At 61.0% G+C, this 21,047-nt stretch carries 19 protein-coding genes; 8 read left to right on the top strand and 11 right to left on the bottom strand.

The genetic code is table 11. From position 1 onward, the window contains the following. Positions 1–5 precede the first annotated feature (5 nt). The gene (locus tag J3R75_RS10595; protein ID WP_307261495.1) at positions 6–1,415 is read right to left on the bottom strand and encodes a sulfatase family protein; all 1,410 of its coding nucleotides are present in this window, start codon (positions 1,413–1,415) and stop codon (positions 6–8) included. A gap of 492 nt (positions 1,416–1,907) precedes the next feature. Here J3R75_RS10595 and J3R75_RS10590 point away from each other — a divergent pair, with 492 nt between their 5' ends. The 5 genes from J3R75_RS10590 (at position 1,908) to hcp (ending at position 6,890) form a co-directional block, all read left to right on the top strand. After that, complete coding sequence (locus tag J3R75_RS10590; protein WP_307261494.1) at positions 1,908–2,714, top strand: sialate O-acetylesterase; 807 nt, start codon at positions 1,908–1,910, stop codon at positions 2,712–2,714. A gap of 862 nt (positions 2,715–3,576) precedes the next feature. Further along, positions 3,577–3,774 (top strand): hypothetical protein, encoded by a 198-nt coding sequence (locus J3R75_RS10585; RefSeq protein WP_307261493.1) that lies wholly within the window; start codon positions 3,577–3,579, stop codon positions 3,772–3,774. 109 nt (positions 3,775–3,883) lie between these two features. Next, positions 3,884–4,465 carry a TetR/AcrR family transcriptional regulator gene (locus J3R75_RS10580; RefSeq protein ID WP_307261492.1) on the top strand — a complete coding sequence of 194 codons (582 nt, stop codon included), beginning with the start codon at positions 3,884–3,886 and terminating at the stop codon, positions 4,463–4,465. 14 nt (positions 4,466–4,479) lie between these two features. Then, entirely contained in the window at positions 4,480–5,325 is an 846-nt protein-coding gene (locus J3R75_RS10575; RefSeq protein WP_307261491.1) for an ATP-binding protein, read from the top strand. A gap of 32 nt (positions 5,326–5,357) precedes the next feature. Then, on the top strand, positions 5,358–6,890 hold the full coding sequence (hcp, locus tag J3R75_RS10570) for a hydroxylamine reductase (protein ID WP_370882394.1): 1,533 nt from the start codon (positions 5,358–5,360) through the stop codon (positions 6,888–6,890). A 195-nt stretch (positions 6,891–7,085) separates the two neighbouring features. Here the strand turns inward: hcp and J3R75_RS10565 are convergent, their stop codons facing one another. From J3R75_RS10565 to bioB, 10 genes are all read right to left on the bottom strand, one after another. After that, complete coding sequence (locus tag J3R75_RS10565; RefSeq protein ID WP_307261489.1) at positions 7,086–8,324, bottom strand: type II toxin-antitoxin system HipA family toxin; 1,239 nt, start codon at positions 8,322–8,324, stop codon at positions 7,086–7,088. Position 8,325: 1 nt separating this feature from the next. Continuing rightward, positions 8,326–8,550, bottom strand: coding sequence for a helix-turn-helix transcriptional regulator (locus J3R75_RS10560; protein WP_307261488.1), 225 nt, complete (start codon positions 8,548–8,550; stop codon positions 8,326–8,328). A 257-nt stretch (positions 8,551–8,807) separates the two neighbouring features. Then, entirely contained in the window at positions 8,808–9,593 is a 786-nt protein-coding gene (locus tag J3R75_RS10555; protein ID WP_307261487.1) for an SDR family NAD(P)-dependent oxidoreductase, read from the bottom strand. 111 nt (positions 9,594–9,704) lie between these two features. Further along, positions 9,705–10,451, bottom strand: coding sequence for a vitamin B12 dependent-methionine synthase activation domain-containing protein (locus J3R75_RS10550; protein WP_307261486.1), 747 nt, complete (start codon positions 10,449–10,451; stop codon positions 9,705–9,707). A gap of 24 nt (positions 10,452–10,475) precedes the next feature. Further along, positions 10,476–11,756, bottom strand: a complete 1,281-nt coding sequence (gene bioA / locus J3R75_RS10545) for an adenosylmethionine--8-amino-7-oxononanoate transaminase (protein ID WP_307261485.1) — start codon at positions 11,754–11,756, stop codon at positions 10,476–10,478. Further along, positions 11,743–12,447 (bottom strand): dethiobiotin synthase, encoded by a 705-nt coding sequence (gene bioD / locus J3R75_RS10540; RefSeq protein WP_307261484.1) that lies wholly within the window; start codon positions 12,445–12,447, stop codon positions 11,743–11,745. Before bioD ends, bioA begins: the two co-directional genes overlap by 14 nt. 308 nt (positions 12,448–12,755) lie before the next feature. Beyond that, the gene (bioC, locus tag J3R75_RS10535; RefSeq protein ID WP_307265523.1) at positions 12,756–13,568 is read right to left on the bottom strand and encodes a malonyl-ACP O-methyltransferase BioC; all 813 of its coding nucleotides are present in this window, start codon (positions 13,566–13,568) and stop codon (positions 12,756–12,758) included. 1 nt (position 13,569) lies between these two features. Beyond that, entirely contained in the window at positions 13,570–14,253 is a 684-nt protein-coding gene (locus J3R75_RS10530; protein ID WP_307261483.1) for a pimeloyl-ACP methyl esterase BioG family protein, read from the bottom strand. Continuing rightward, the gene (locus tag J3R75_RS10525) at positions 14,250–15,416 is read right to left on the bottom strand and encodes an aminotransferase class I/II-fold pyridoxal phosphate-dependent enzyme (RefSeq protein ID WP_307261482.1); all 1,167 of its coding nucleotides are present in this window, start codon (positions 15,414–15,416) and stop codon (positions 14,250–14,252) included. The genes J3R75_RS10530 and J3R75_RS10525 overlap by 4 nt, the downstream gene beginning before the upstream one ends. Positions 15,417–15,420: 4 nt before the next feature. Next, complete coding sequence (gene bioB / locus J3R75_RS10520) at positions 15,421–16,404, bottom strand: biotin synthase BioB (RefSeq protein ID WP_307261481.1); 984 nt, start codon at positions 16,402–16,404, stop codon at positions 15,421–15,423. A 303-nt stretch (positions 16,405–16,707) separates the two neighbouring features. On the opposite strand from bioB, the gene J3R75_RS10515 reads away from it, so the two are divergent. From J3R75_RS10515 to J3R75_RS10505, 3 genes are all read left to right on the top strand, one after another. Next, a complete protein-coding gene (locus tag J3R75_RS10515) occupies positions 16,708–16,866 on the top strand; it encodes a hypothetical protein (RefSeq protein ID WP_307261480.1) in 159 nt (52 codons plus the stop codon). Continuing rightward, positions 16,859–18,229 carry a class I SAM-dependent methyltransferase gene (locus tag J3R75_RS10510; RefSeq protein ID WP_307261479.1) on the top strand — a complete coding sequence of 457 codons (1,371 nt, stop codon included), beginning with the start codon at positions 16,859–16,861 and terminating at the stop codon, positions 18,227–18,229. Before J3R75_RS10515 ends, J3R75_RS10510 begins: the two co-directional genes overlap by 8 nt. A gap of 190 nt (positions 18,230–18,419) precedes the next feature. After that, entirely contained in the window at positions 18,420–20,813 is a 2,394-nt protein-coding gene (locus J3R75_RS10505; protein ID WP_307261478.1) for a sulfatase-like hydrolase/transferase, read from the top strand. The last annotated feature ends 234 nt before the right edge of the window (positions 20,814–21,047 follow it).

The raw sequence follows: 21,047 nt of genomic DNA, 5'->3' as shown, positions 1-21,047 counted from the left end.
ATTACTCAGTACGTTTTCGGCCCCAGGTCATTCTGCCGGCGTGTCCAGAACGCCCTACCCGCGGGATGCGCGACGTCATCCCACGCATCGGCCTGGCCGCGCAGCTGTGCCCTGAGCTCAGCAAGCAGCGCCGCGTGTTCGGGCTGCGCCGCCAGGTTCTCTCGCTCCAGCGGATCGGCCTGCAGATCAAAGAGCTGCGTTTCGCCGCAAGCATACTCGATAATTTTATGGGTGCAAGTGCGCAGGCCGCGAATGCTGTCAGCATAGGCGAGGTAGAGGCTGTCTCGCAGGGACGCCTGCGGGTCCCGCAGCATGGGCAGGAGGCTGCGCCCCTCCACCGACGCCGGCACCGACACGCCCGCCAGTTCGACCAGCGTCGGATAGACATCCAAGAGGTAGCTGAAGCCGTCGCGCCGCTCGCCGGCGGCAATCCCAGGCCCGGCAAAAATCAGCGGCACGCGGACACTGTGCTCGTAGACGCTCTGCTTGCCCATCAGACCGTGCTGGCCTAGCGCCAAGCCGTTGTCACCGGCAAAAACCACGATGGTGTTGTCCAGGTCGCCACGCGCTCGCAATGCCGCCATGACCCGCCCGAAAGCGTCGTCAAGATGGCTGATCATCGCGTAATACTCGGCGATATGCCGGCGAATCTCCGCCGGATCACGCGGAAATGCCGCCAGCGTCTCATCGCGTATACGCAAAGCGCCCGTGTCTATCGGGTGCTCAGGGAGGAAATTTGCCGGCAGGGCGATATCGTCGGGGTTGTAGAGCTCGCGGTACTGCTTCGGCATGGTGCGCGGATCATGCGGCGCCATCAGCGATACGTAGAGGAAGAACGGCCGCGATGTATCGTGGTCAGTCAGGAAGCGCAGCGCGCTGTCGGCAAAGAGGTCCGTCGAGTGCTTGCCGGGGCTGACGTGATCACAACGGCGATATTTGAGCGCGTTGCTCTGAAAAGGGTCCGGTGTGTATGGACAGGCGTGATCATAGCGGCCACTGGGGTCATAGTGGTAGGCCGGGACATTCCAATGGTCGTCCATGCCACCAAAGAATATCTCGTCGCCGGCACCGAAGCTGCGGGCGAAGGCCGCCGTGCCATTGTGCCATTTGCCAGTGGCATAGGTCTCGTAGCCGGCCTGGCGCAAGCATTCGCCGAGAGTGATGTGCGCATCGGGAATGCCCTGACCTTCGCGGTCGAGGTGAAACAGCGTCCGGCCACTATGAAGCATCGCCCGGCTGGGCATGCACACCGCCCCACAGGTGCCGCCCGGGATGAAATTATGCGTGAAAGTCGTGCCGCGCGCCACCAGCGCATCCAAATGCGGCGTGATGACCTGCTCATTGCCCAGAGCGCGAATGGTGTCAAAACGCTGGTCGTCGGTAAAAAACAACAGGATGTTCGGTCGTGGCACCATGTGCATTCTCCTTTGGCTGATGATTGGCTTTGACACTGGCCAATATAGGCGTTTCCTCGCACTCTTGCGAAGATGAATGCCGCCGGGGCGGCGGCGCTCCCAGGATCAATGCCGCCCGGACGGCGGCGCTCCCAGGATCAATGCCGCCCGGACGGCGGCGCTCCCAGGCCTCCCTTGCGTCATTCCCCACGGTCCCGAAAGTCCCCACGGTCCAATCCATGGGACCATGCCATATGAGTCGTGAGTCCTCGCCCTAGTGTGCAGCGCCAACCGGTCCCAGCGTCACCCACGCTCCAGCCGGTATCAATGCGTGAGGCGGTACCCTTAGGTCGCAAATCACCCACGCGACGCGTCGTCGCGACAAAAAAGCCGTGGTATATTGCAGGCTTTCACGACCACGCCGCGCTGCGTGTATGCTCGCCTGAGCTACCGCTGCGCCCGCAGCCGCCGCCCCTTCATCCATCACGAATCACCCCAAAGGCTTCGCCACCCATGAAAAACCTGCTATCCGCCCTTGTTTTTGCCGCACTGCTCTTCGCGGGCTCCGCTGTCACGGCGCAAGACGCCGGTGTTGCCTTACCCGCCAAGGACAATTTCTATTTAGTGCTGCTCATTGGCCAGTCGAACATGGCCGGGCGTGGCATCATTGACCCCGCGGACAACGCGCCGCACGAGCGTGTACTGATGCTCAACCAAGACGGCCAGTGGGTACCGGCCGTCGATCCCGTGCATTACGACAAGAAGATGGCCGGCGTCGGCCTCGCCCGCAGCTTCGCAGCGCGCATGGCCGCCGATCACCCCGATGCGACCATCGGCCTCATCCCAGCCGCCTGTGGCGGCTCCAGCATCACCCAATGGCGTCGTGGCGCCTTCTGGCAACAAACGAAGAGCCACCCCTACGACGACGCCGTCACCCGCAGTAAACGCGCCATGCAGGACGGCGTCCTCAAAGCCATCCTCTTCCACCAGGGCGAGGCCGACTGCGGCAAAGAACGCAGCCTGCAATACCACGCGTTGCTCACCACCCTCGTGAAAGACCTGCGCCAAGACCTCGACGCCCAAAACGTGCCCTTCATCATCGGCCAGCTCAGCCAGTGGAGCCCATGGCATGAGGGACGCACAAATGTCGATGCCGCCCAGCAAGCCGTCGCCAAAGAACTACCACCAGCCGCATTCGTCAGCTCCAAAGACCTCACCAGTAATGCCGACAAAGTCCACTTCAACAGCGAAAGCCTAAAAACCTTCGGCGACCGCTACTACGACGCATTCCTGGAGGCTACCAAACAGCTCGCGCCCTGACGCCGCGCCCTCCGCACCATCATCTGCGGACTATTCTGACACTATGGACGCCATGGACACTATGGACGCTATGGACGCCATGGACGCCTAATTCATCTCGTCCATCCTGTCCATCCTGTCCATCCTGTCCATCCGTAACCGGTCAGCGATTGATAATGGCCTGCCTCAGAGGACGACTGGGACCATGGGGACCACTTGACGACTGCGCGCACTGGGGCGAGGACTCACGGACTCATGAGGCATGGTCCCATGGATTGGACCGTGAGGACTTTCTGGACCATGGAGAAGGACGCCTTGGACACCGGGGACCGGTTGTGGACTGCTTGGACGCCGTGGACTGACCGGCGGTGTCCATAGCGTCCATGGTGTCCCAAAAAACGCCCAGTGTCCCGCCAGTCAAGAGGCAGCACTGGCAGCCGGCTATTCTCAATCACTCCTATGAAACCGATGCTCCTCATTTAACGGTATCCTTGGCACTTGTTGTTTCAACCAAGCAGCCTTTTCTCGTCGTGCATTTCCGCCGCGAAGCGGCAGAAGCGCTGAAAGCGCGGCCTAAGATAGCCCAGGGCAAGCGGCGCCGAAGGCGCGCGCCGCCCTGGGTAGCGCGCCATATTGGTCCGTGTTCCTCAGCCTCTTTGGCTTCAGTCGGCGAAGCTGACTGGAGCCAAAGAGGCAATGGAACTCATTGATTGCTGCGGCAATTTTGCGCTGTGACCCTTCGTCGCAGGTCTTTTAGGCCGCCCTTTCAGGGCTCTTTTGGGTTGGGGCACCTTACCCAGGGCGACGCGCCCTGCGGGCGCTTGCCCTGGGCTATCTTAGGGCGCACCTTCGGTGCTCAAAACCTCGGCGAATGATCTTGTGCATGGTTACTAATCAACTCATCGCCGGCGATTGCCGCATGCTATGTGAAGAGCATTGCTCCTATGAAACCCGCTGCCTGGTTAGCTACCCATATGTCATGGCGGGGCGGCGAATGGCCGTGGGTTTCCTGCAAATTGTCCCCGGTGTTTTCCCCACCGGGGTGGTTACCGACCAAATACACCTCGTCCATCTTTTTTAAGCAAATCGTTTGACAACCCCGTTTTTTGTGGCATTTTATGTGTTAGTGAATAACAACTAACACGGCGACAACGCCACCGTATGAGGCAAGACAAAGGAATAATTGAGCAATGCCGGACTGTCGGAGCAAACGTCAGGGTGAGATCATCGACCACGCGATTGAGTTGATTGCGGTTGGCGGCATCCAGAATTTGACGATCAAGAATTTGTCGGCGCGCTTAGGCGTGACGGAGCCAGCGATCTACCGTCATTTTGCGAACAAGTTTGAGATCGTGCAGGCGATGATTGCCAGTTTTGATGAAGCGGCCGATAACGAGATTACGGCGGCTGATCGGGAGAAGGACGGTTTGGCAGGCGTGATGGCCTTTGTCGAGAGCCGTTTTCGGCTGGTTGCTGCCAAGCCTTCGTTAGCGCAGGTGATGTTTGCGGAAGAGATCTTCATGAATGACGCGGAGTTGTCGGCGCAGATGCTGGGGATGATGCACAAGCACATGGGCCGGCTGCGGGCGATGCTCTTGGATGCGCGCGAGGCCGGTGAAGTGCGCGCGGACATTTCGCCGGACATTATGTTGCGGCTAATCATGGGGCCAGTGCGACTGTTGATCAAGCAGTGGGGCATGTCGGGATACGGCTTTGATTTGGCCAGCAAGGGGCGTGAACTGATTGACGCATTGAGCAAGACACTGAGATAGGAAAGGACCTGACGATGAAGGCAACACGAAAAATCATCCACATCGACGACAAGAAGTGCAATGGCTGCGGAGCCTGCATACCGAACTGCCCCGAGGGCGCTCTGCAGCTCATCGACGGCAAAGCGCGCCTGATCAGCGATCTGTTCTGTGACGGCCTGGGCGCCTGTATCGGCGAGTGCCCACTGGGCGCGATCAGCGTCATTGAGCGCGAAGCCGAGCCCTACGATGAGCGCAGGGTGATGGTAAACATCGTCAAACAGGGCGAGAACACCATCAAGGCGCACTTGGCGCACCTGAAATCACACGGCGAAAACAAGCTCTACGACATCGCCGTCGCGTACTTGCAGGATCAAGGCATTGCCGTGCCCGGCGAGTGCGGCGACGGCAAGATGGCCTGTGGCTGCCCAAGCAGTCTGGCCAAATTCCTCGATCGCAAGCCCGCCGCCGCCAAAGCGCCCAGCGCCGCGCAGACTTCTGCCGGCGAGCAGCCGTCAACGCTGCGGCAATGGCCGGTGCAGTTGCATTTGCTCAATCCAAATGCAACGTATTTCGATGACGCCGATTTGCTGATTGCGGCGGACTGCGTAGCATACGCTTATGGCGATTTTCATCGCAAGGCCCTTGACGGCAAAATCTTGGTCATCTTCTGCCCGAAGCTCGATCAGAGCACGGATGCGTACATCGAAAAACTGGCGGAGATCTTCCGCCGCCATACGATCAAGAGCGTGACGGTCCTGCGCATGGAAGTGCCATGTTGCGGCGGCACGACGATGATTGTCGAGAAAGCCTGTGAAGTTGCCGGAGTTCGGCATGACATAAAGGTACAAGTCGTCAGCACCGACGGCGAAGTAAAGGGTTGAATTCAACTTAGGAAAGGATTATCACTATGAGTATGTTCTGTTTTCAATGCCAGGAAGCCTGCCGGAATACGGGTTGCGACATCCAGGGTATGTGCGGCAAAAAAGCCGACACCGCCAATCTCCAGGACAAGCTGGTGCAGCGCCTGAAGGTGCTGGCACTCACCCACGAGGCGACCATGGAGCTCGGCCGCTTCGTCGCCGAATCGCTGTTCATGACCATCACCAACGCGAACTTCGACAACGACCGCATCAACGCCCAGATCGCCAAGACCGACGCCCTCATCGGCGGCAAGACTGCCGATGCGCCGCTTGGCGTGCTCGCCACCGCCAACGAAGACGTGCGTTCCCTGCGCGAACTTTTGACCTACGGCCTCAAGGGCGTCGCCGCCTATGCCGACCACGCGGCCATTCTCGGTCAGGAAGACATCGCCATCTACAAATTCATGTTCAAGGCACTTGCCGGCGCCGCCAAGAGCGAAGACGCCAATGAACTGGTCGGGCTGAATCTCGAATGCGGCAACATCGCCGTCACCACCATGGCGTTGCTGGACAAGGCAAACACCGGCGCCTATGGCAATCCCGAAATCACCTCGGTCAAGATCGGCGTCGGCACCCGCCCGGGCATCCTGGTTTCCGGTCACGATCTGCTGGATTTCAAGGAGCTGCTGGAACAAAGCAAAGACGCCGGCATCGACATCTACACCCACGGCGAGATGCTGCCCGCGCACTACTACCCCGAGTTCAAAAAGTACGCCCATCTCTATGGCAACTACGGCAATGCGTGGTACAAGCAGAACACTGAGTTCGCGTCCTTCAATGGCCCGATTCTCATGACCACCAACTGCATCACGCCGGTTCAGGACAGCTACAAGAACCGCATCTTCACCACCGGCCTGGCCGGCTATCCCGGCGTCAAGCACATCGCCGACCGCAAGCCCGGTCAGGCGAAGGACTTCTCCGCGATCATCGCTCTGGCCAAGACCTGCCCGGCACCCACTGCCATTGAAAACGGCGCCATCGTCGGCGGTTTCGCCCACAATCAGGTGCTGGCCCTGGCGGACAAAGTCGTTGCCGCCGTTAAATCCGGCGCCATCAAGCGCTTCGTAGTCATGGCTGGCTGCGATGGCCGCCACAAGACCCGCCAGTACTTCACCGACGTCGCCGAAGCCCTGCCGAAAGATACCGTCATCCTCACCGCCGGCTGCGCCAAGTACCGTTACAACAAACTCCAGCTCGGCGATATCGGCGGCATCCCGCGCGTCCTCGACGCCGGCCAATGCAACGACTCTTACTCGCTAGTCGTTATCGCCCTCAAGCTCAAGGAAGTCTTCGGCCTCGATGACGTCAACAAGCTGCCGCTGTCCTTCGATCTGGCCTGGTATGAACAGAAGGCCGTCGCTGTACTCCTCGCGCTGCTGGCTCTCGGCTTCAAGGGCATCCGCCTCGGACCAACACTGCCCGCATTCGTCTCCCCCGGCGTCGCCAAAGTCCTCGTCGAAAACTTCGACATCAAGGCCACCGGCGATGTCGCCGCAGACGTCGCCGCCATGATGGCCGGAAACTGACCCGGCAAACACAGAACCACCAATGAACACCAATTGACACGAGATAAATACAGTATAAAATCTGGGCCCCGGTGCGGACAACTGTCCGCACCGGGGCCCACGTTTTTTCTGCTTTATTTTCTTCTTCGTGTCACTTCGTGTGCATTCGTGGTTCAAAAAAAACAACCCGATCGGGACGATGGCGACACAGGCGCATCATCTCGCAAGCGCAACGCGACTGACCTGCTCCGCAATCACTGCGATGATTTTCGCGTAGATGGTAGATGGATAGTCGCGACTTAGTTCAACCGCCAGCGCTTGTGCCAGCTGGGGCAAGATCGCTACCAACGCGTCAAGTAAATCCAGTACGACCTGCGGGCGGACATCGCACTCATCTGCCATGCGTGCAAAATGCTCGCGACTAATTTTATTGAAGACCGCCTCGCCGCCAATCTTCATAGCACTCTCCGCCGACAAGGCCGGATAAACACGCGTACTCAGCAGATCATAGAGTGGAGCCAAGGACATGCCTGCACCGCGGTACAACACGGAAAAATTTTTGGCGTGTGCGTCGCCATTGCCAATCAAGTAGTTGAAAATGACGCTACGGAAAAAAGTCAATTGTGCCGCCGCCCCCAGCCGCATGTCGCGGATCATCTGCAGGCACTGCTTAATGCCCGGCCCGCCTTCGCTTTCATATTTGTTTTCTGGATCGACGCCACAAATTTGGCAAAAATCCTCTTGATGCAGGCGGTAGGAGCGCCCTTGCTCATGGCAACGGTCATAACGATCAGTGCAGTAGTAATGACCGCCGGCAAGCGTCAGTATCGCAGAGGCCGCAACCGGCAACTTGGCCCGCCTGGCCAAGGACATGCAGAAATATTCATTGTAAACACTGTCGGGATAGGCCGCAACCGCCGGTTTGAGGATATGCGTCGATGGGGTCCCATATAAGGGCAGGGATATCCGCCCAGCCGACACACAGGCAATCAACTTGTCCTGCGCCCCTGCGCCAGAAATACGAAAGCCCGCATCAACACCCAGGTTGAGCGGACGCAGCGGCAGTTCACCCAAAATCCGCACCGACTCCTCTTCAGAGAGTGGCCGATAAGCAGGCGCTGACTGCCCACCGCCAGGCTGATCCAGTGGATAAAAGGCCACCGCGCCAGCACAATCGCCACCAATGGCCTGAAGAAAACCAAAGATGTTATGCCGGGATAAATGCAGGATTTTACCCAAGCGCTTGCGAACATTGTCAGGAGGCAGGAGATTCTTGAAAAAAGCTTCTGTCGTTGGTCCCGTATAAGGCTGGACTCGCAGCGGCAGGGAAAAAGAAAGTGGCGCTGCAGTCGCTAAACGCAGGTAGTCCGGATCGTACTGAAACGACAAAGCACCACCCTGTGACAGCAGGGCACCCGTTTTATGCCCGTGCAAATATACATGCAAGCAGTTCATGTCAGTCTCCGGGTCTGCCTGAGAGCGCCAGGGTCACGCCGAGAGTATGGAGCACGCGCAGCAGCTTGTCGAAATGCACGGACGCCTTCGCGTCTTCAATGTCACGCACAAAACGCACGCCGACGTTAGCCAGCTGGGCTAGCTGCACTTGCGTTACCCCTTGAGCCTTGCGCTCGGCCTTGACCATAGCCGCTACCTGCGCCATGTCACATGGTTCACTAGTCATGATTGATCCTGTTCGAAATTGGCAAAATTCGCCCCGAGCGGGGCGCACAAAACAAAACTAATGCCACTTGACACATTTTCAACCCGATCGGGGCACCGCATAACAAAACCACCAATGAACACCAAAGAGCACCAATGAAGACGGAGAAAATCTGGGCCCCGGGGCGGACAGCTGTCCGCCACGGGGCCCATTGATCTGTTTTTTCTTATTCGTGTCACTTCGTGTGCATTCGTGGTTCACCTGACATCGTGGTCCGATCACAGATCGGGTATTTTGCGGACATCGTCGCCTTTGAGGCCGAGGCTTCTGCCGCCGTCGACGGCGATATTCTGGCCGGTGATGTAGTCGCTTTCGGGCAATGCGAGGAATCGCACCATGTTGGCGATGTCGTCCTGCCGGCAAGCGCGGTTGACGCAGGAATGACGGTAAGCCAGGTTTGCTTCCAGCTGCGGGGTGAGTTCCCTGCGTTCAACGAGGCCCGGCGCCACGCAGTTTACGGTGATGTTGTGGGGTCCGAGTTCCATCGCCAGGCACTTGCTCGCCGCGATGATAGCGCCTTTGGCGGCGGCGTATTCCGTGCAGGCCGGCTTGCCATTGAGAGCGACGATCGAGGTGATGTTGATGATGCGGCCACTCTTGGCCTTGACCATGTGCTTCGACACCGCGTGGATGCAGTGCAGGGGCCCGAAGAGATTGGCGCCGAGCATCCAGTTGACGACCTCCATGGTTTGTTCGTGGTACACCCTCATCTTGTCGCGGGCGCTGCCGCCGGCGCAGTTGACCAAGATATCAATGCGGCCGAAGTCCTGCACGACCTTGTCCACCGCCGCGCACGTGTCCGCATAGACGCTGACATTGGCCACGCAGGGCACGGCGCGGCCCTTGCCGAGCGCGTTGATTTCAGCGGCGGCCTGCTCGGCGCCGTCCTTGAAGAGATCGAAGAGCACGACCGTGGCGCCCTCTTCCGCCAGTTGCCGACCAATTGCCCGGCCGATGGCGCCGCCGCCGCCCGTGACAATGGCCACCTGATTCGCAAGTTTCATCGCTACACTCCTTGATGTGATTTCATGTTGACGAGGTCGTCAGCGCCATAAAAAACGGTGCCGTCCCTGCTCCGTAAAAGTGCATACTGTAGCACCCTCGGAGCACATTGATCACTGGCCGGGGAAGGTCTTCGCCCACAGATCCTGGTTGAAAGGCTGGCGGCGGTTGGGGCAGCCGTCGCGGTGACAGAGTTCGCAGGTCGCGAAGGCCGCATCGGAGGCAAAATACACACCGGCGACGGTTTTGTTCGGCAGCATCAGCATGGAGTCCGTCAGTTCCACGCCGAGCGCCGTCTGTGCCTGGCCGGCGAGTGCCGCAAAGAGCGTCTGGAGCTCCTGGATGGGCCAAAGCTGGGCATCGCCGGAGCCCGGCGCCATGCTGGCCAGGCGCTTGACGGCATAGGCGCGCTTGATCGTGTCCTGCACGGCTTGGCTAGCCGCTGTCAGCAGGGCCATCTTGAGTTCCTCGAACCACAGCTGCTGAAAGACATCGAGTCCCTCGGCCAGCGGCGCGACCTCCTGCCCGCACGTCGCACAGAACAGCCACACGCGGTGCTGATCAACCAAGCGCTGGGCCAGCGTGCTGCTGGCAAAATAATGCTGGCCGTCGATGCCGACGCCGTTGGCGTCGTGGCTGGTCACTGCCGCCAGGCGCAACAGGGCCTTTGGTCGGCCGATGGCCTGAAAACGCGCCACCAGCGCTGCCAGATCGCGCCAGTCCTCAGGATTATCCTCGGGCGTGCCGGGCAAATGCACGCGACGGGCGATGCTGGCGACATCGATCGTGAAGGGAATGCGGTCGAGGACATGCGCGGCGTCCACACCGCCGGCGGGGCTAATCGTGCCTGCTTGGTTCATAGCGAACTCCTTCCCAGAGGGGCCTTATTCTGCCGCCATGCGCATGGCGGCGGTGATGCGACTGATTTCGGCCGGCGTCGTGATGAATGGCGGCATGGTGTAGAGCCAGTGATCGAAGGGGCGAATCCACACGCCGGTGGCCATCACCACCTCCTGTACGCGCTCGTAACTCGGCAGCTTGGCCAGCTCCAGCACGCCCGTCGCGCCCAGCACCCGCACGGCTTTGACGTTGGCCAGTTCACGGCAGGGCGCCAGCTCACGCCGCAACTGCACGTCCATGGCGCGCACGTTCGCCGCCCAGTCGTAGCTCTTGAACAGCCGCAGCGCCGCGCAGCCCGCCGCGCAGGCCAACGGACTGGCCATGTAGGTCGGGCCGTGCATGAACTGACCAGGCGTGCCCGAAGAAATGCCGTCGGCGACCTCGCCGCTGCACAACACCGCGCTTAACGCGATGGTGCCGCCAGTCAGGGCCTTGCTGACGCACATGATGTCCGGTACAATCCCCGCGTGCTCCTGAGCAAAAAATTTCCCAGTGCGGCCGAAGCCGGTGGCGATTTCGTCGAGGATGAGCAGTATGTCCAATTCCGAGCATAGCTCGCGGAGTTGGCGCAGGTACTCGGGGTGATAGAAGCGCATGGCGTTGCCGCCCTGGAAGATCGGCTCGACGATCACGGCGGCGAGTTCATCGCGGTGCTTACGGAGCAGCTCGGCCATGGGCGCGAAGTCGTCGTCTCGCCATGGCTGGTCGAATTCGCAGTGGGGTTGTGGTGCGAAGAGATGCTGAACCATGATGCCGTGGAAAATCTCGTGCATACCTGCTGGTTCGCTGACGGCCATGGCGCCGGTGGTATCGCCGTGGTAGCCGCCGCGGATGGTCGCCATGCGGCAGCGCTTGGGCCGGCCCTTGGCGACCTGGTACTGCGCGGCCATCTTGAGCGCGCATTCCACCGCGATGGAGCCGGTGTCGGCATAGAACACGCGGTTGAGCGACGGCGGGCAGACCGCCAGCAGTGCCTCGGCCAGCTCGATGGCTGGCCGGTGGGTGAAACCCGCAAACATCACCTGCGCGAACTGCGCGGCCTGCTCCTGGATGGCTGCGATGACCGCCGGCGGATTGTGGCCGTGCACCATGCACCACCAGCTCGAAACCGCGTCAATCAGCTCCGTGCCGTCCTGCAACCGTATGCGCGTGCCCAACGCCGACGCAACCAGATTCGCCGGCGGCGGCTGCGTCATTGACGCGTAAGGATGCCACAAGTGCTGCCGGTCGAAAGCCAGCAGCCGTTCAATGTCAGTCGCCATCATCACATGCTCCAAATATGGGTGAAAAATCGACCACCGACGCCACACCATCGCCGCCGCCACGAATTTCTGGCAGATCGACGACGACCTGCCGGTGTCCGTAGCGGCCGAGGAAGACGCCGATCATGCGGCGCGAGTCCGCGCAGATGGTCGGATCGCCTTGCGGACACCAGTTGTAGACCGTGCCGACGATGTTGAGTTTGCGCGCGGCGGCCATCTCCATCGCCTGGATACTGTGGTTGAGACTGCCCAGGCGTCCCGAGCTCACCAGGATCATCGGCCAATGCTGGCCGGCGGCAAAATCCACCGTCAGGACGTCCTCCGTCAGGGGCACTGCCAGGCCGCCGGCGCCCTCAACGAGCACCACCTCGTAGCGCTGGGCGAGAGTCGCGACCGCGCTGCTGATGGCGGCGAGGTCCACTGGCCGACCCGCCAGTTTCGCAGCGAGGTGCGGCGACGCCGGGAAAGGCAGTATCTGTGGCGCGGTCAGGCCCTCGCGATCCTCAGGCAAAAGCCCCACGCCCATCATGGCGCGGTGCTTCTGCAGGTCTTCGGAAAAACCCTCGTTGCCCGTCTGGATCATCTTGACGGTGATCACCCGCCGCCCTTGCGACAGCAAATAGCGCGCCATGGCGCCGACGGCGACGGTCTTGCCGATATCAGTGTCAATGCCGCTAATAAAAAAGACGCTCATCCGCATGACTCCTTACCGCCTGGGGCGACGCTGGCCGAAAAGTTTTGCTGTGTTTTGCGAGGGGGAGGAAAGGGCCATTGGCCCTTTCCTCCCCCTCGCGCTCCCCCACCTATCCCTTTTCGGCACAGCGCTTTGCGGCAATCGCTTCGCGTTTGCCGCAAGACGCTGTGCGTCAGCATCTGATGTTATGAACTGGGCTTTCTTTGCTGATTTCGCAGCAGTCATGGTTATTTTGGGGAAAAGAAAGATTGAAAACATACTTATGACAGGCAATTATTGCTTGGCAATCCTTTTTGGATGATCTCCTTTTAGGGACACGGCCACATCGGTCCTCGCGCAACTACTGCCGCTGCACAGCCACCGCCGTCCGCGCGGCGTTTTTGCGCCACGATCCACAGCGGGTGGTAGGTCAACGGCAACTGGCCGTCGGCCAGGCTGAACTGTTCCTGATAACGCTCCGTGAAATTCCGCAGGGCCTGCCGCGTCCACGGCCGTTCTGCCCTGACGCCATTGACGCCGGTTTCGCGAAGGTGCCGCAGCACGGCCAGCGGTGTGGAAAACGTCATGACGCTATGCTGCTCCCGCGCGCATAGTACCGCGAAGTTGGCCATTTCCAGCATGGTGATCAGTTCGCTCATGCTCAGATAAGCCAGCGACCGCCCCGTCAGGGCTTTGATCTCGCGGAGATTTTCTGGCCCGAAGGAGCTGAAAGCGAGCATGCCGTCGGGCGCAAGAGCGCTGCCGATGCGGCGCAGCAGCGCGGGCAGATCGCGGGCCCACTGCAACGCGGCGCCGGCCATGACCAGGTCGGCAGCGGGCAGCGCCATATCTTCCATGTCGCCAGCCAAAAACGACGCGTTACGGCGCTGACTATGGTAGGCTGCGCAGGCCGGCACGATGTCCACCAAAGTCAGCTGCTGATAGCGCAGTTGTTCTTCGATGCGGGTGCTGAGCAGGCCGTCGCCGCAGCCCAGTTCGAGGATACGGGGAAAGTCCCGGCGGGGCGTGACTTCGGCAAGCGCGGCCATGAGCGCGTCAGCCATGGCCGATTGCACCTGCGCGGCCTGGCGGTAGGTGCTCAGACTGCGACTGAAGTGCGCCTGTACCCGAATTTTGTCCACCTCATTCAAGATGCCAGAGCTCCTCCCAGGACTGAATTGCCGCAAAGGGATAGTGTGGCGCGTCGGGCCATTCGAGGATGCGCACAGCGGTCGTCAACCAGAATCGCCGCTGCGCCGATGGCGGGAAGATACGGTCGCGCCCGCCAATCAGCGCGCAGTCGTAGATAGTCGCCGGTACGGGCAGGCTGGTGATATTCTGCTGCAGGGCCAGCAGCTCGTCACGCTGATCCAATGGCAGGCGGCCCGGGGGAAAAGGTGAAGCCGCGGTCGCCGCGACGGTCGCCGGCGGTGTCGCACTTGCTGCTGCCGTGCCGGCGACGCGTTGGCGGAAGCGCTCGCGGGCTTGATCATCAAGCCAGTTGTCGATGGTGCCCTGGAAGACGTCGGCGCGGATGCCGCTGTGCTGGTCGATGGGCTGGAGAGTGCCATTGACCGCCGTGGCGTGCTGCAAGCGCGGCATGGGCGTGACTGCGGCAGCCCAGACGCCGAGCGACCAGGCAACCAGGCGAATATCGCGGTAGCCGGCCACAGCCGGCAGAGGCGTGAGCTCTCGGTAATCCCAAGCGCAGAGCACGTCGCAAGCGTCAGCGCGCCAGTGCTGGAACAGCGCGTTGTCCATGCCCCAGCCATTGAAAAAAATCAGGAGCCGCTCGCGGCCATGCTGATGCAGAAAGGTGGTTTTCATAGCAGTTCCCGGATTGGCGCGAGGTCGTCAGCCCGCAAAGCCGCGCTCAGCGAAAAACGCAGCCGCGATGTCCCCTTGGGCACGGTCGGCGGTCGAATGGCGAACACAATGAAGCCGCGCTCCAGAAAACGCTGCGCGGCGGCAAGTGCGGCGGCGGCTTCGCCGATGACGTAGGGCACGATCTGCGTGTCGCCGGGCACGTCCCGACCGGCCTCGCACAGCCAGCCGCGCAGCATTGCGCCGAGGCGCGTGAGCTCGGCGCGTTCGCGGTCCATCGCCGCGCTGCGCTGGAGGGCGAAACAGCTCCAATTTAGCACCACAGGCGGCAAACCGGTGGTGAAAATCAACGAGCGCATGTGATTGATGAGGTACTCGCGTAGCTCAGGCGCCATGATGGCGTAAGCGCCGGTGGATCCCAGCGCCTTGCCGAAGGTGCCGATCAGCACGTCCACACGCTCGGCGACGCCCTGCTCCGCGCAGAGGCCCGCGCCCTTGGGGCCCCGCACACCGACGGCGTGCGCTTCGTCCACCACCAGCGCGCAGTCGTAGCGTTCCTTGAGCGCCACCAGCCGCCGCAGGTCCACGGTGTCGCCGTCCATGCTGAAGATGGACTCGGTCACCACAAATACCCGCTTGTACTCATGGCGCCGGGACGCCAGCGTGGCTTCCAAGCGATCGAGGTCCACATGCGGATAACGGAGAAATTCCGCGCCGCAGATACGGAGACCGTCAATGATGCTGGCGTGATTGAGTTTGTCCGAAATGACCAAGTCGCCGGCCTTCGCCAGCGCTGGCAGAATGCCGATATTGGCGTGGTAGCCGCTGTTGAAGACCAGCGCGGCGCGGCCGCCGTAGAGCTCGCTCAGCGCCGTTTCCAGCCGCGCATATGCCGGCGTGTTGCCGGTGAGCAGCCGACTGGAGGCGCTGGACAGCGCCAGCTCCGGCGTCCGCCAGTCGCCATTGTACTGCCGGTAGAAATCCTCGCGCAGCTCGGCATCGCCAGCCAGACCAAGGTAGTCGTTGCTGGAAAGATTGCAGAGCACGCGACCATCGTAGCGGCTACGGCCGTCGCCTTCAGGAGCGATTTCCCGCAAGGCGCGATAGTTGCCGCCGCTTTTGAGCGCGGCGAGATCGGCGCGGATGTCATCAAGAAAGGGCTGCATGCTGTCAAAACTCGTTGAGGTGCCGGATGAAGGCCGCGTCGTCGTCGACGCTGCGACCGCGAGTCGTCAGGTAGCCGCCGGTGATCATGCCATTGGCACCAGCGAGCATCAGCAGGCCCTGGAAGTCCTTCATGGTCGTTTCGCGGCCGGCGGCAAATTTGATCGTCTTGGTCGGATTGACCAGGCGGAACAGCGCGAAAGCCTTGGCGACCTCCACGGGCGCCAGGATCGGCCGATCCGCCAGCGGCGTGCCCTTGATGGGCAAAAGGACATTCAAAGGAATGCCCTCCACGTCGAGGTCCTTGATGGCGAAAGCCATGTCCACGCGGTCGGCCCAGCTCTCGCCCAAGCCGAAAATGCCGCCGGTGCAGTTGGTCACCCCGGCCTTCTGCAGGGCGCGGATGGTCGCTATCTTGTCGTCAATGGCGTGCGTATCGGCAATCAGCTCGCGGTAACGCGCTGGGCTGGTCTGCAGGTTCATGTTGTAACGGTACACGTGGTGCTCCGCCAGCAACCGCGCGGTCTCCTCGCTGAGTATGCCAATGGACACGCAGATTTGCATATCCGGAAATTCGTCATGCAGGCGATCGAGCGTGGCCAGTATCTGCCGAAATTCGTCATCGGCCACCGTGTAACCGCAGCCGCTGGTGACATAGCCGAAGCGCCGGATGCCGGCGTCATAGACCTTCCGGGCAGCGGCCACAACCTGTTCCGGTGACAGCAACTCGTAGGTGTCCACGCCGGTGTCGTAATGCCCGCTCTGCGCGCAAAAGCGACAGTTCTGGCTGCAGCGGCCGGACTTGACATTGAGGATGGAACAGGCCTCAATGGGACCGGCATATTTCTTGCGGACCTTGTTGGCCAGCGCCAGCAGGTCCATGATGTCCTCGCCGGCGATCTCCACCGCCAGCGCCAGTGTTTCCTCCCGTGTCATCTCTTCCCCCGCCAGGACTTTGTAGGCGTCAACAATCAGGGGGTGCAGCTTCATGGGCCTCGCTTTCATGTGTCTGGGGGTTGCGTTGAGTGACTCAACGTGCGTATAATATAACTCGCCGGAACCACCCCGGCCCCGACAACGGGACAAAACGCTGCGACCGGGAGCGTCTGCCACTTTGACAAGAGTGTAGCCAAAATTATTCGCCCAATGGCTGAAATAATGCCGGCACATTGCCAGTTATATGCAGTGAGCAGCGCAGCGCCCCCAAGTGATGGCCGCAGGATGTGTTTTGCCACGTAACGAACATGGTCTGAGGGGATAACGACGCCAACTACGAACATACGGAGGACTGCCATGTGTGGATTTATTCTGGCTTATATCGACCCCGGCGTTGGCAGCATGATCCTGCAGGGCGCACTGGCTGGGCTTTTCGCCCTTGCCTTTTTCTACAGTCGCATCAAAAACTGGGTGCTGGGCCTCTTCCGCAAGCCGCAGGATCACAAAGATGACTGAGTTCCGACAAGACCCCGGCTCATTTCGCGATCCCGGCGGCCATGTCTTCTGGCTCAACGGCTTGCCCTACCGCAGCGTCACCGCGGTCGGCCGGGATGACATGGAGCTGCTGCGACAGTCCGGTCTGGCCGACGAACTCAGCGCCGGCGGTCAACTCGTGCCCTTCAGCACCGACGGCGCCATGCCCGACGGCGCCATGCGCCTCAAGCTGTCGCCGCTGCCCTGGATCAGCTACCCCTACGAGTGGTGCTTCGAACAGCTGCAGGACGCAGCCACGCTCACCATTGACGTCATGCTCGCCGCGCTGGCCAAGGGCATGATGCTCAAGGATGCCAGCGCCTTCAATGTCGCTTGGCGCGGCGGCCGGCCGGTCTTCCTCGACCACGGCTCGTTCACCCGCTATGTCGCTGGCCGGCCATGGCCCGCCTATCGGCAGTTCTGCGAGCACTTCCTCGCGCCGCTGGCCGTCATCAGCCGCAACGACGCCCTCCTCGGCATGATCTCGCGCTGCTTTCTCGACGGCCTGCCCCTGGACCTCGCTTCACAACTCCTGCCCTGGTCCAGCTGGCTGCGGCCAAGCTTGCTCATACACATCCATCTCCACGCCAAAATGCAACGGCGTTTCGCCGACAGTACGCGCAAAAGCGGCGGCAAAAGCGCGACCATGTCCATTAACAGCCTCCGCGCCATGCTGGCAAACCTCCGCGCCGGCGTCAGCGCCATGCGCTCGCCATTGCCGCAAAGCGCCTGGCATGACTACTATCACGACACCAACTACAACGACCAGGCCTTTGCGGACAAGCACCGGCTGGTCGCCAAGGCCTGCGGCGAACTCGCCGCCACAGCCCGCGTCATCGACCTGGGCGCCAACAACGGCGAGTTCTCCCGCGTGGCCGCCGAACACGCAGCCCTAGTGGTTGCCGCCGACATGGATCACGGCGCCGTCGCCGGTCTCTACCGCTCCATCCGTGGCCAAGCCGACAGCCGCATCTACCCACTGGTGCAGAACCTGGACAATCCCACGCCCGGCCTGGGCCTCTTCAACACCGAGCGCCAGCCCTTCCTGGAGCGCTGTCGCGGCGACCTGGCCATGGGCCTCGCACTCATCCACCACCTGCGCATCGGCAGCAACTGGTCCCTCGCCCACATCGTCAGGCTCTTCGCACAGTGCGCCGACAGCGCCATCGTCGAATTCGTCCCCAAAGACGACGGACAGGTCCAACGACTCCTCCGCTCGCGGCCAGATATCTGCCCCGACTGGACGCTCGAACAGGTCTGCCAGGCCTTCGCACAGTCCTTCAGCCAATGCCACGTCGAAAATATCGTGGAGTCAAAACGAAGCATCATCTTCTTGAAGAAATAATCATCGGACGGATCGGACTGATCGGACCGATCGGACCGATCAATCGGACGGATCAGTCCGATCCGTCCGCGACAAAAAAGACAGCCGATCCGTCCGATCCGTCCGCGACAAAAAAGACAGCCGATCCGTCCGATCCGTCCGCGATAAACGACAGCCAATCCACCGACGAATAAACCACCCCAGGAGCGCCATGCGTCATCTTTCCTCCCGTGATCTCTCGGCCCTCTCTGCCAGCCTGCTGCTGGCCATGACGCTGGTCCTGCCGGCGGCGGTGCTTTACGGCCGCAACACGGCCGAGTTCACGTTCCGCGCCGGGCCCTTGTTTGCCTCCCTGGCGCTGATTGCCTTGGTGATATGCCTGTTGCTTTACAGCTGCCAGCGGCTCATTCGCCGCTCCTCGGCGTTTGTCCTGACCAACGCGCTGATCATCGGCGCGAGTTTTTCCCTGTGGCTGCGTATGCCCTTGCATACCTACTTGCTCGGCCGCAATGACACCCTGATCTCGTCCTTTGATCCAAATATGCTCAACGCGGTTGTTCTGGAAGCGCTGGTCATGGTGCTGCCACTGGTTGTGGCCTGGCGCTTCCGCCAGTGGGTCTCTCTGAACGCCTGGCGCATCGCCGGCGCGGCGATCTGCACGCAGTTGGTACCGCTGATCAGCCCCGCACTGATGAGGCCGCAGTCGGCATCACAGCATTTTGAATACACCGTCGGCGAAGGGCAGAAATTCGCCTTTGGCAGCCAGGACAACGTCATCGTCGTGGTCGTCGACTGCCTCGGCGAGCAGCTGTTCAAGGAAACCGTGAATGAATATGAGGAGCTCAGTGAGCTCTTCAAGGACTTTGTCTGTTTTGACCGCATGACCAGCCCCATTCCCAGCACGCAATTTGCAGTGCCGGCCATGCTCACCGGCATGGAATACCCGCCGGAAAATGGCCGCGACCTCGACGACAAGCACTCACGCTACCTGAAACAGGCTTTTTCTGCCGACACGTCGCTCTTTGTGGCACTAAAAAAGGCCGGCTATCGTTGTGAGGGCTATCCCTACGTGCTGCAGACTATCTCCTATGACCCGGCCTTGCTGGACAACGCCGTTCGGCTCAGCTCCCACAGTCAGTCCCGCCGGACCCTCCTGGACGTGTGGATGGCCACTACCACCCCTTATTTTCTGCAACCGCTGCTGGGCAATGCCTACTTCAGCGTCACCGACCGTTTTGTCACTCCGGGCGAATACACCATGGGCCGAGTCTTCGATTCCCATGACAGCGCCATCTACCGCCGCATACAAGCCGAAGCGCGCGTGGGCGAAGACCCGAAAGTGTTCAAGTACATCCACCTGCAAGGCCCCCACGTCCCCATCGCCACTGACGAATATCTTGAACCAAACCTGGAAACATCTCGCATCCGACAGCTGCGCGGCTCCATGCTTATCCTGGAATTTCTCTTGGAAAAACTCCAGGAGTTCGGGCTCTACGACCAGTCGTTGCTGATCATCACCGGCGATCATTCCGAGCGCTACACGCCGGAAGTCGCCACCCTCATCAAACGCCCCGGCGCCAAGGGCCCGACGCTGAGCTACAACGCCGTTCCCTGCACCATCACTGACATCAATCATACCGTTCGCGCCGAGCTCGGCCTGGCACCAGCCGACGAGTCGCTGTTTAGCCGCGAGCCCGTGCCCAGCAGCGGCACGCGCGAACTGCCGCCGCCCGTGATCTGGCCCGTCAAGGAATGGACTTCACAGCGCGATCCGGCACCGACAAAGCCCTATGCCGCCCTGCAAAACAACTTCGTCATTCGCGACGGCCAGTTCTTCCTGGCCAAAAAAGAGCACATGGCCTACAACCAGGCCATCGTGCACTTCATCTTCCAGAACTTCGCCGACACCGATGCCCGCTGGTCGAGCCCAGAACTGCTGGTGGACCCGAGCGCCCGCAGCGAGTATTATCACATCGTTTTCCCGCCCGAGGCGCCCAATGGCATCTACCAGCTTTTCCAGCGGGTGAAGACCCCCGCCGAGGTCATCGGCCCGCAGAGCGACGAAGCTGGCGACTACGCCATCCCTGCCACCGACGCCGTTGAGACGCTCTGCCTGCCGCGCTACATCTGGCTCAAAAACGGCGCCTTCACCCTCCATCGCCGTCACCCCACGCTTGACCGCATCGATCTCATGCCCGGCGTCACCGCTGAATTCGGCCTCATGCAGCCAGTCCCGCAAGTCGACTATTCCAATGACTGCCGACTCGACGGCCAAGGCCTCCGACTCCATGGCGATTCCTGGCTGGGTATTCACCTCCCCGACAACACCGCCGGTATGACCCTGCGCCTGCAAACGGCAATTCCCGCCACCGGCCAGATGGTACTCACCGTCAAAGCCGGCAACGACGTCATCCACAAGCAAAGCGTCAGCAATAAAAACGGCACCGCCCATGACGTTGCCTTCACTGTGCCACCTGGCCCCTTCACCAACGGCATGCTCAAACTATCCTTCAAAGTCAAGCCGCGCTTCAAAAACCGCTCCGTCCGCAAAGAAGTGCCCGTGCAACTCAAGTCCATCGCCCTCAGCGTAAACGCTACCGAATAACCCGCCGCCGGCAGTCGACGCTTTTTCTGTAGGGGCGCCCTAAAAGACCTTCGACGACGGGTCGCAGCGCGCAATACTGCAGCAGTCAATGAGTTCCTCGGCCTTAGTTGGCGCTTTACCCAGGGCGGCGCACGCTTTCAGCGTGCTTGCCCTGGGCTATCATATTTCGCGCTTTCAGCGCTTCTGCCGCTTCGCGGCGATGAAATGCCGCGATGACAAAAGGCTGTTTTGGTT

It is taken from the genome of Oligosphaera ethanolica, from assembly GCF_030814695.1.
Classification (GTDB): domain Bacteria; phylum Verrucomicrobiota; class Lentisphaeria; order Oligosphaerales; family Oligosphaeraceae; genus Oligosphaera; species Oligosphaera ethanolica.
Note: the sequence above shows the minus strand (reverse complement) of the source record. Positions and strands in the feature narration are given on the sequence as shown.